We start from the raw sequence: 9626 nt of genomic DNA on the forward strand, positions 1-9626 counted from the left end.
AAGGCGGCGGCTTCGGCGACGGCCAAGCGTTGCGCGGGGGGGGCGTTGGGCGCTTCGGCGAGTAGGGCCAAGGCGGCACCCCCGGTTCCCGGCACGGTTTCGAGACCGGGCAGCAGCAGCCCCTGTGCGCGCAGGACGGCGGCGGCAGGAATCGAGACCGGCTGCTGCTGGGGCCAGGGGAAATCGGCCCAGGGCTTGCCGCTGCCCAATCGATCGGCCAGCGCCGTCAGAACCGGGTTCAGCGCGGTTTGATCGCGTATTTGCTTCAGCAGTGCCGCCGCCTCTTTCGGTTGCTCGCGCAGCAGCAGGCAGGCAAGGCGGATGCTGAGCCAGAACCCATCCTCTACGCCCTGCCGCTGAGCGTGGCGGGCACAGGCGTCGGCTTCCTGCCCGGCGGTGAAGGCGCGCAAAACTTGGGCGCGGGTTAGATCCTCCTGGGCCAGTCGCCGAGCGGGCACGCGCGCCAGAATCGCATCGACCGCCGCGCCCTCGCCCCACTGAGTGAGGGCAATCAGCCGCGCGCCGAGCAACGCCCCGGCGTCACTGGCCTGGATGGGGGGACCGGCGGGCAGATCGGCTTCCAGAATCAGTAAGCGTTTGGCGAGGCTGCGCAGCGTCGCCGACGACAGATCGCGCGGCAGCCGCTGGAGAAACTGCGCGACGGTGGCCCGGCTGGTCTCTTGCCACAGATCGGGCGGCAGCGGCGGCGGGCCGCTGGGATCGGTCGGGCTCGGCAGGCCGATGGCGTCGAGATCGGCAGGTGGCAAGGTCACTGCCACCGCCCCGCCCGGCGCGGCGGCAAGCCCGAGCAGCAGAAGCCCTGTCGCTACCCGGTGCAGCGACGGGCTACTTCGCCAGCTTATCATTCGCAATTTGTTTTTCGATTGGGGTTTTCGGGGCCGGAACCGAGACCGTTGCAAACAAAACAAAAAGTGCCGATCAAGCTAAAACCACCAATCCGCCGAGGATCAACCCGAGCCGCGCCATTTTTTTTACCCTCCGTCCTAATCCTCGCCCCAGGCTTTTGCTTAGGAGGACGAGGCGACGTTCTATGTATCATAAAACCATGCGGGCTTGTTCGCCCGCCGCGTCCCGCGCATAGTGGGGCAAGCGCTAGATTCCCGCAATGCGAAGACGAACCTTGAATGTCCCACTCTGCCGAGCCTGACCCGTCCTCTTCTGTTGCTGCGAGCTTCAAACCATCGCGGACGGTTGTGCTGGTCGGGCTGATGGGATCGGGGAAATCCTCCGTTGGCCGCAAGTTAGCGCATCGTTTGGCCCTGCCGTTCCGCGACGCCGATATTGAAATCGAGCATGCCGCCGGGCTTAGCATTCCTGAGATTTTCGCCACCCACGGCGAGGCCTATTTCCGCGACGGCGAGCGCCGGGTGATCGCGCGCTTGCTGGACGAGCCCGTGCATATTCTGGCAACCGGCGGCGGGGCCTTCATGGATGGGCGCACGCGGGCTGCGATTGCCGCCAAGGGTATTTCGATTTGGCTGCGCGTCGAGCTGGATGAATTGGTCCGCCGCACCGCCCGCCGCCATCATCGCCCGCTGCTGAACCAGGGCGAGCCGCGCCAGATTCTCGCCGGGCTGATGGAGCTGCGCTACCCGGTCTATGCCGGGGCCGATATCATTGTCGATGGCGGCGCGGGCGATGTCGATGAAATGGTCGACCGCGTGCTGGCGGCCCTGATGGCTTATGCTCCTGCCGCCGACGCGGCCACAGCTCACAATGAGTGATTCGATGACGATTCTTGCTCCCGCTCTTGACGAGCCCGTCCGCCTGTCCGTTGCCCTGGGCGACCGCGCTTATCCGATCCTGATCGGCTCCGGTCTGTTGGAGCGCGCGGGCACCTGGATTGCGCCGCTGCTGAAGGGCCGCACGCGCGTGGTGGCGATTACCGATAGCAATGTCGGCCCGCTGCACCTGCCGCGCCTCGTCGCCGGGCTCAGCGCGGCGGGCATCACGGTCGAGAGTGTCACGGTTCCGGCAGGCGAGGGCAGCAAAAGCTGGGACGGGATCGCCACACTGGTGGATCGGTTGCTGGAATTGCGGGTGGATCGGGGCACGCTCCTGTTGGCTTTGGGCGGCGGGGTGATCGGCGATTTGGTCGGGTTTGCCGCCTCGATCACGATGCGCGGGGTCGATTTCGTCCAGATCCCGACGACGCTACTGGCCCAGGTCGATAGCTCCGTCGGCGGCAAGACCGGGATCAATACCAAGGCGGGCAAGAATCTGGTCGGAACCTTCTACCAGCCGCGTCTGGTGCTGGCCGATCTCGACTGTCTCGCCACGCTTCCTGTGCGCGAGCGCCGGTCGGGCTATGCCGAAATCGTCAAACATTGCGTTATCAGCGACGCCGATATGTTCGCTTGGGCTCGACGCCGGGGGCGGGCAGGCGGTGATTGCGGGCGATAAGGCGGCCCTGGCGCGGGCGGTGAAACATTCCTGCGAGACCAAAGCCGCGATTGTGGCCGCCGACGAGCGCGAGGGCGGGCAGCGCGCGCTGCTCAATTTCGGCCATACTTTCGGTCACGCGCTCGAAGCCGAAACCGGCTTTTCCGACCGGCTTTACCACGGCGAGGCGGTGGCCATCGGCATGGTGCAGGCGATGGACCTCTCGGTCAGCCTCGGGCTCTGTTCGGCGGCGGATCGGGCCCGGCTGGTGGGACATCTTACCGCCTGCGGCCTGCCCGTCGATCAAAGCGCCTGCGGTGGCCCGTTCGACCCGGCGCGGCTGGTGGCCCATATGCGTCTCGATAAGAAAGCCAAGGCCGGGGAACTCACCTTTGTCGTCTGCACCGGCCTCGGCTCGTCGGCGGTGCGCGACGGTGTGCCGGAAGATAGCGTCTTGCCGATTTTAACCGATCGGTAACATTTGCCCCTTGAAAGGGAGTCCTATTCGTCACAAGCTAAAAGAGAGAAGCGGAAGAATCCGCCCCAAGGGCCGTTGCCCTGTGACGATAGGAGGAGAGACCATGAAGCGCACCCTCGTACCGGGAATCGTTAGCGATACCCAGGCTTTTGCCCCCCTCACCCCGCAGCAGACAGTGCTGTCCGCCGCCGAAATGATGAGCGACCGCCGCATCGGCGCGGCGATGGTCGTGGAACACGGGCGGCTCGTGGGGATTTTCTCGGAACGCGATCTGCTCACCCGCGTCGTGGCGCAAGGCCGCAATCCAGAGACGACCAAAATCGCCGACGTGATGACGCTGGACCCGCACACGCTCCCCCCAGACGCCAGCCCGCGCGAGGCGTTGAAGATTATGGAAAAGGGCAAGTTCCGCCATTTGCCCATCGTCGACGGCGACCAGATCATCGCCATTATCTCGATCCGCGACCTGTTCGCGGCGGTGAATGAGGAGTTGGCAAAAGATCTGGAGCAGCGCGACACCCTGCTGTTCGGCGCGGGGTATGGCGCCTAGCGGCGGGTTTAGGCCGGCAAACTGAAGCCAAAGCGCGCGGCTAAGGCGTGGTGCGGGGGCGTGTTGACGAAAGCGGTCAGCGCCGTATCCACCGCCTGCCGCAGCGAGGCGTCGGTTTTGGCAAACGCGAATCCCCCGCGTTCGGGCGGTTTTTCGGTGCTCGGAACCTCAACCACCGTCAAATAGGGGTCGGGATTGAGTGCCAGATGCCCCCGGTGCGCCAGGGCCACGCTGGCATAGGCGTCGATTGTACCCGCCCGCACGGCATGGGCGGCGGCCTCATAGGTGTTGAACAGGCTAATCCGGTCGTTGGGCACGCCCAGGCGGCGCGCGGTTTGGTGCTGAACCTGATCTTGAATGATTCCCAAGCGCCGCGTGGGCGACTGCGCAAGGGACGTATAGCCGTGAATATCGGCGGCGGTCTCCGACCGAATCAGCAGCCCGTCGGGGAGTTCCCAGATCGGTCGGCTGAAATCGACGCGCTCCCGCCGTGCCTCGGTGATGAACAGGCCAGTCGTCATCGCCCAACGCCCATCGGTCAGCCCGTCGAGCAGTTCGGAAAATTCGGTTTCGATGAATTGGATCGACGGCACGCCGAGGTTCGGCAAAAGATGGCGGGCGATTTCCACATCATATCCGGTCACGCGGCCCTCGGCATCGCGGTAGCAGAACGGCGGCTCGATGAGATAGGCGAAGCGAAGGGGTTGCGGCGACACGGGCGGCACTCCGACACGGAGGGAAGGGCACAGGCCTGCGGCGAGGCGTGCGGTTCCAACGTTTATACGCTAAACTCCAGCCATGTATGATGATGTCGTCGATCTGCGCGATTTTTACGCCAGCCGCCTGGGCCAGGCGACGCGGCGGATTCTGGTGCGGCGGATGCAGGAGTTCTGGCCGGATGTCGCCGGGCAAAATGTGCTCGGCCTCGGGTTCGCCACGCCCTACTTGCGCAGTTTTTCGCGATGAAACCGAGCGCACGATTGCGCTGATGCCCGCCGCCCAAGGCGTGATGCGCTGGCCGCCCGATGGCGCCAATCTGGTGGCGCTCTCCGACGATGACGATCTGCCGCTGCCCGATGAATCGGTGGACCGAGTGCTATTGGTTCATGCCCTAGAGCGGACCGAGCAACTGCGCCCGATGCTGCGCGAAATCTGGCGGGTGATGCGCGGCAGCGGGCGCTTGTTGATCGTCGTGCCCAACCGGCGCGGCATCTGGGCGCGGCTCGACCGGACCCCTTTCGGTGCGGGCTCGCCCTATTCGTCGGGGCAAGTATCGCGGCTGTTGCGCGATAATCTGTTCACCCCCGAACGGCACACGCTGGCGCTCTCGCTGCCCCCCTCGAACAGCCGGATGATGCTGCGCTTGGCCCCCGCCTTCGAGGCCTTCGGCCAGCGCTGGTTTCCCAGTTTTTCCGGCGTCATTCTGGTCGAAGCCTCGAAGCAACTCTATGCCATTCCGCCGCTGCGCAAAGCCGCCAAGCAACGCGGCACGCTCCTCCCCGCCTTCCCGCAGATCGCGCCGCAGCGCCGGGAAGATGACACGGAAACTGCTGGACCCATCTAGTTTCTAGTGTAACTATCTCTCAAAACCCTGTTCGGGAGAAAGTTCATGCAGACCCAGAGCGAAGCCGCGTTTAGCGCCGCCAATCCCCATCGCCCTCCCTCCGAGCGCGACGATTTCACCATTACCCAGGCGTGGGACCAATATACGCCCGAAGAGCACGACCGCTGGCGACGGCTGTTCGAACGCCAAGCCGATATTCTGAAGGGCCGCGCGGCACCAGAGTTTCTGGCGGGTCTCGATGCGCTGGCGATTGCCGCCGAGGGCATTCCCGATTTCCGCCGCTTGAACGACGAGTTGGGGCGGCGCACCGGCTGGCAGATCGTCGCCGTGCCGGGGTTGGTGCCGGAGCCGATTTTCTTCGAGCATCTCGCCAACCGGAGGTTCCCCTCCACCTGCTTTATCCGGAGCGAAGATCAGTTCGACTATATCCAGGAACCGGATGTCTTCCACGATGTTTTCGGCCACGTCCCGCTGCTGTCGAACCCGATGTTCGCCGATTATATGCAGGCCTATGGCGAGGGCGGCCTGAAAGCCCTACGCCTCGGCACCCTCGATAACCTCGCCCGGCTCTACTGGTATACGGTCGAATTCGGCCTGATTAACACGCCCGACGGTCTGCGCATCTACGGCGCGGGCATCGTTTCCAGCGAAGGTGAAAGCCGCTTTGCCCTCGAAAGCCCCGAACCCAACCGCCTCGGCTTCGACGTGCTGCGCCTGCTGCGCACCCGCTACCGTATCGATGATTTCCAGGAAACCTACTTCGTTATCGACAGCTACGAGCAGCTCTTCAAAGCCACCCTGCCCGATTTCACGCCCCATTACGCCGCGCTGAAAACGCTGGACGAGCTGGAGCCGGGCGCAGTGCTGGAGATTGATACAATCATCACGCGCGGCACGGGGCGGGTGAAGCGGCATTGAGTAGGGTCTTGGGGGCGCTGCCCCCAAACCCCGGCCCAAGGGCGACCGCGCCCTTGGGGAACGCGGTTCTCTTGAAAGAAATCTGGATTGTTAAGGGCCAGTCGACCCTTAACGCGGGTTTAGGGCGCGCCCCTAAATCATTCTCCACCACCCGCAACATGCCCGCCAACACCGCGCCCGGCTGGTCGCGGTGGGGGGAGTGGCCGCAGTTGGGGAGAACCAGCGGCTCTACCGGGCCGGAGACGCCCGCGACGATGGCCTCCACCTGTTTCAGCGTGCCGTATTCGTCGCTCTCGCCTTGGATGACGAGCAGCGGGCAGCGGATGGCGGGGAGAAGGTGCGTAATATTCCAGGTCCGAAACCCCGGCTCCTGCCAGGTGCGGCACCAACCCCAGAAGGCGCCATCGACATTGTCGCCGTGGAGGCGCTTCAAGCGGGTGCGGAAATCGCCGTCGAGGAAGGCGTCTTGGGCGGCGCGGATGCCGGTCAGGCTTTCTTCCTCGTTGAACACATGGGCGGCGAGGGTGACGGCTCCGGCGATGCGGTCCGGAAAGCGCGCGGCGGCGATAAGGGCAATCGTGCCGCCGTCCGAGTGGCCGAAGAGATGAACGCGTCCGAGCCCGAAGGTGTCGAGCAGCGGGATCAGGAAGGTTTCGGCCTCGCGCGTGTGGTAATCCAAGGGGCGCGGCAGGGTGAGGGGACTGGAATTGCCGTAGCCTTCGCGCGAATAGACCAGCACGCCGCAGCCGGTGGCGTCGCGGATTTGCTCCGGCAGGTCGCGCCAAATGGCGATACAGCCTAGCCCCTCATGGAGCATCACCACCGGCGGGGCTCGGGCCGATGGGCGGGCGGCAGCCAGCGGTAGTCCAAGCTGGCCCCGGCGAGGGAAATCAGCCTTCGGTTGGCGTATCACGGGGCAGCAGGCGCATCGGCGAGCCAATCTTCAATCAGGCGGCGGGCGATGGAATCGGGGCGTGGGGCGACGTGTTGGGCGATCTCGGGGTCGAGGAGTTCGCTGCGGGTGAACCAGCGCGCGCTTTCGATTTCGCTGGGATCAACGGTGATATCGAAACTCAACGCCTGCGCCCGGAAGCCGACCATCAGCGACGAGGGAAACGGCCAGGGCTGCGAGGCGCGGTAGAGAACCTCGCCAACGCGCACGCCCACTTCCTCCCACACTTCCCGGCGCACGGCCTCTTCCAGGCTTTCGCCCGGCTCGACGAAGCCTGCGAGGGTGGACATCATCCCCGGCGTCCACGCCGCTTGCCGCCCGAGCAAAATGCGCGGCTCCGGCCCGGTTTCGTCCGTCACCAGCATAATCACGGCGGGGTCGGTGCGCGGGAAATGCGGCGTGCCGCAGGTGGCGCTGGTGCAGCGGCGCACATGGCCGCCCTCGGCGCTCACCGTTGGCGATCCGCAAACGCCGCAGAATTGCGTGCGCTGGTGCCAATAGGCCATGCCGCGCCCATAGGCGAGGCGGGCGGCGAGGCGGGCTTCCAGGGCGGGGCCATAGCGGCGCAAATCGGCCCATTCGGCGCTTTGGGTTTCGGCGAAACGCAGGGCTTCGGCCTCGTCCCAATCCGAGAGGTCCAGCGCGAAAATCTGGCGGTCGTCGTGGCGGCCCAGCAGCACTGTGGGGGCGCGGTCGAAGCGTTCCAGCAGTAACGCTTGCCCGTCGATGAACAGGCTTTTGCCCTGCCAATAAAGTTGCCAATGGGCGGCGGCCTCGCGCCAGCTTTCGCCGGAAAACCCATCGAACGCCTTGCGGTCCAAAGGATCGCGCACAAGGCCGGAATCGCTGTAAAACAGCGGCTTAGTCGAAAAATCGGGCATGGTGGCGGCAGTGTGGCCCGAAGTTCGGGTTCGCGCAACCACCGCGCCCGCCACACCCCCCTTGCGTTTGCCGCCTGAACCGACGATATACAGCCTCGGGAGGTTGGCCATGGGCGATGCCCTCGCTAACCCGGTCAGGTCCGGAAGGAAGCAGCCGTAACGAGTTTCGTATCGGGTCGTGCCGCCAGCCTCCCACCTTTTCTGAAAAGCCTCATCTGAGTTCGCGCGTGGGTCAGTCGCCTCCTCTTACGCCGATGTCGGCGGCCCAGCGGGTCGAACAGGCATTGGGCTACCTTGAAGGGCGCTGGAAGCTGGTGATTCTCTTCCAGCTTTTCGGCGGCAAGGTGCTACGCTTTTCCGAGTTGGAGCGCGCGATCCCGGCGATTTCCCAAAAAATGCTGACCCAGCAACTGCGGCAGATGGAGCAGGACGGCATGGTCCGGCGCATCGTCTATCCAGAGGTTCCGCCCAGGGTGGAATATTGTCTAACCGACTGGGGCCAGGCGCTCTGCCCCACGCTCGATTCGCTGCTCACCTGGGCGGAAGGGCGCGATTTAGCCGCTAAGCCGTCGGAATAGTGCCGCCGTCGATCACATATTCCGCCCCGGTAATGGCGCTCGCCTGGGGCGAGACCAGAAAGGCGATGAGGTTCGCCACTTCCGCCGGGGTGGCCGGTCGGCCTAGGGGAATTCCGCCGAGGGACGCCATCAGCCCGGCCTCGGCGGCGGCATAATCGGTGCCGTTCGCCTGGGCGAGCCGGGTGACGAGGGCAACGGAGGCTTCCGTCGCAACCCACCCCGGCGCAACCCGCACGACGCGAACCCCTTTCAGGCCAAGCTCCTTGGAGAGTCCCTTGCTATAGGTCGACAGGGCGGCTTTCGCGGCGGCGTAAGCGAGCGTTGCTTCCGGGAGCGGCAGTTGCCGTTGGATGGAGGTAACGTGCAGGATAACGCCGGAGCCCTGAGCGATCATCCCAGGGGCGAGCGCCCGGTCGAGCCGCGCGGCGGAAAACAGGTTCTGCTGAAGCGCCGTTTCCCAGGCCGGGTCGTCCAACGCCGCAAAGCCGCCACCGGGCGCGGTCGAACCGCCGACGCAGTGAATGAGGATGTCGAGGCCGCCCAGTCGCGCGTTTACCGCCTCGGCCACAGCGGCGCAACCTTCGGGCGTTGATACATCAGCGGCGATGGTGAGGGGCAAGTCGGCGTGTGCGGCGGGCGCCGTGCGGGCCGTCGTCAAAACCCGCGCCCCGGCGGCCTGGAGCTTGGCGACAACCGCCGCCCCGATGCCTTTCGTGCCGCCCGTCACTAAAATGCGCTGACCGCTGACGCTCAAATCGGTTCCCATTAGGCAATCTCCAGCGCGGTAATGCGATCATTCTGCACGGCGAAGGTGAAGTGAAGCGTGATCGGGCTATTCGGAAAATCGCCCGCAACCTCGGCGGCAACGCGGGTTTTCCCGTCGGCGTCGGTCGCGCTGAGTGGGGTGACGATGGGGCGATATTTTTGCTGCGCGGCCTGCCACCAAGCGGCAATAGCGGCGGGGCCGACGTAAGCGTGAGCTTCGTCGACAACAATAGCATCGATTGAGAAAATCTCAGATATCTGACCAGGTATTTCGGCTGAAAAATAGGAAGTCAGCAGATTATTTAACGTTATCTTGGGCATCATCTTACCTTTCACGTGCTTGAATTGAAGCGCTCCTTGTTTTGGTAAGATGTTTGTTTTCTTGGGGTCGCGCAAGAACCGACGAATAAGTAAGGGGCTTACTTTTTTGTACGTATCCCGCGGTAAAAATCGGTTCGCACCTGGTTGGGTGGCTTGCCTTCAATCTTAGAGTGATTGCGTGATTTGACTCCGCAGATTGCGGAGGTTATCTTTTTG

At 64.4% G+C, this 9626-nt stretch carries 12 protein-coding genes, 1 other RNA gene and 1 pseudogene; 8 read left to right on the plus strand and 6 right to left on the minus strand.

Annotation, left to right across the window (positions count from 1 at the left end; translation table 11 throughout):
* Window positions 1-866 (minus strand): hypothetical protein (locus VZ95_RS05420; RefSeq protein ID WP_045774963.1); only part of this gene is annotated, 866 nt, incomplete at its 3' end.
* Window positions 867-1145: 279 nt separating this feature from the next.
* Here VZ95_RS05420 and VZ95_RS05425 point away from each other — a divergent pair.
* The 3 genes and pseudogenes from VZ95_RS05425 (at window position 1146) to VZ95_RS05435 (ending at window position 3431) form a co-directional block, all read left to right on the plus strand.
* On the plus strand, window positions 1146-1745 hold the full coding sequence (locus VZ95_RS05425; RefSeq protein ID WP_045774964.1) for a shikimate kinase: 600 nt from the start codon (window positions 1146-1148) through the stop codon (window positions 1743-1745).
* Window positions 1738-2881: pseudogene (aroB, locus tag VZ95_RS05430) on the plus strand (3-dehydroquinate synthase). The gene VZ95_RS05425 and the pseudogene aroB overlap by 8 nt, the downstream one beginning before the upstream one ends.
* A gap of 103 nt (window positions 2882-2984) precedes the next feature.
* Window positions 2985-3431, plus strand: coding sequence for a CBS domain-containing protein (locus VZ95_RS05435; RefSeq protein WP_045774965.1), 447 nt, complete (start codon window positions 2985-2987; stop codon window positions 3429-3431).
* 8 nt (window positions 3432-3439) lie between these two features.
* Here the strand turns inward: VZ95_RS05435 and VZ95_RS05440 are convergent, their stop codons facing one another.
* Window positions 3440-4147, minus strand: a complete 708-nt coding sequence (locus VZ95_RS05440; protein WP_052711513.1) for a transporter substrate-binding domain-containing protein — start codon at window positions 4145-4147, stop codon at window positions 3440-3442.
* 82 nt (window positions 4148-4229) lie between these two features.
* On the opposite strand from VZ95_RS05440, the gene VZ95_RS26680 reads away from it, so the two are divergent.
* From VZ95_RS26680 to phhA, 3 genes are read left to right on the plus strand one after another with little or no spacing between them, the layout of a single operon-like run.
* Window positions 4230-4397, plus strand: a complete 168-nt coding sequence (locus VZ95_RS26680; RefSeq protein ID WP_232302491.1) for a hypothetical protein — start codon at window positions 4230-4232, stop codon at window positions 4395-4397.
* Window positions 4398-4419: 22 nt separating this feature from the next.
* Complete coding sequence (locus VZ95_RS05445; protein WP_232302492.1) at window positions 4420-4995, plus strand: methyltransferase domain-containing protein; 576 nt, start codon at window positions 4420-4422, stop codon at window positions 4993-4995.
* A 45-nt stretch (window positions 4996-5040) separates the two neighbouring features.
* Window positions 5041-5913: a phenylalanine 4-monooxygenase gene (phhA, locus tag VZ95_RS05450; protein ID WP_045774966.1), complete on the plus strand. Its 873-nt coding sequence runs from the start codon at window positions 5041-5043 to the stop codon at window positions 5911-5913.
* Here phhA and VZ95_RS05455 read toward each other — a convergent pair.
* Both VZ95_RS05455 and nudC read right to left on the minus strand, forming a co-directional pair.
* Window positions 5879-6730 carry an alpha/beta fold hydrolase gene (locus tag VZ95_RS05455; protein WP_156995086.1) on the minus strand — a complete coding sequence of 284 codons (852 nt, stop codon included), beginning with the start codon at window positions 6728-6730 and terminating at the stop codon, window positions 5879-5881. The two genes, phhA and VZ95_RS05455, sit on opposite strands and share 35 nt — an antisense overlap.
* 92 nt (window positions 6731-6822) lie before the next feature.
* On the minus strand, window positions 6823-7857 hold the full coding sequence (gene nudC, locus VZ95_RS05460) for an NAD(+) diphosphatase (protein ID WP_052711514.1): 1035 nt from the start codon (window positions 7855-7857) through the stop codon (window positions 6823-6825).
* On the opposite strand from nudC, the gene ffs reads away from it, so the two are divergent.
* Both ffs and VZ95_RS05465 read left to right on the plus strand, forming a co-directional pair.
* An RNA gene (ffs, locus tag VZ95_RS22800) (signal recognition particle sRNA small type) lies at window positions 7845-7942 on the plus strand. The genes nudC and ffs overlap by 13 nt on opposite strands.
* A gap of 31 nt (window positions 7943-7973) precedes the next feature.
* Window positions 7974-8324: a winged helix-turn-helix transcriptional regulator gene (locus VZ95_RS05465; RefSeq protein ID WP_232302493.1), complete on the plus strand. Its 351-nt coding sequence runs from the start codon at window positions 7974-7976 to the stop codon at window positions 8322-8324.
* On the opposite strand, the gene VZ95_RS05470 is transcribed toward VZ95_RS05465, so the two are convergent.
* Together VZ95_RS05470 and VZ95_RS05475 are read right to left on the minus strand one after the other, a co-directional pair.
* Complete coding sequence (locus VZ95_RS05470) at window positions 8308-9090, minus strand: SDR family oxidoreductase (RefSeq protein ID WP_045774968.1); 783 nt, start codon at window positions 9088-9090, stop codon at window positions 8308-8310. The genes VZ95_RS05465 and VZ95_RS05470 overlap by 17 nt on opposite strands.
* Window positions 9090-9413 (minus strand): hypothetical protein, encoded by a 324-nt coding sequence (locus tag VZ95_RS05475; RefSeq protein WP_052711515.1) that lies wholly within the window; start codon window positions 9411-9413, stop codon window positions 9090-9092. Before VZ95_RS05475 ends, VZ95_RS05470 begins: the two co-directional genes overlap by 1 nt.
* Window positions 9414-9626: the final 213 nt, after the last annotated feature.

Origin of the sequence: Elstera litoralis, from assembly GCF_000963705.1 — a bacterium.
Taxonomy (GTDB): Bacteria; Pseudomonadota; Alphaproteobacteria; order Elsterales; family Elsteraceae; genus Elstera; species Elstera litoralis.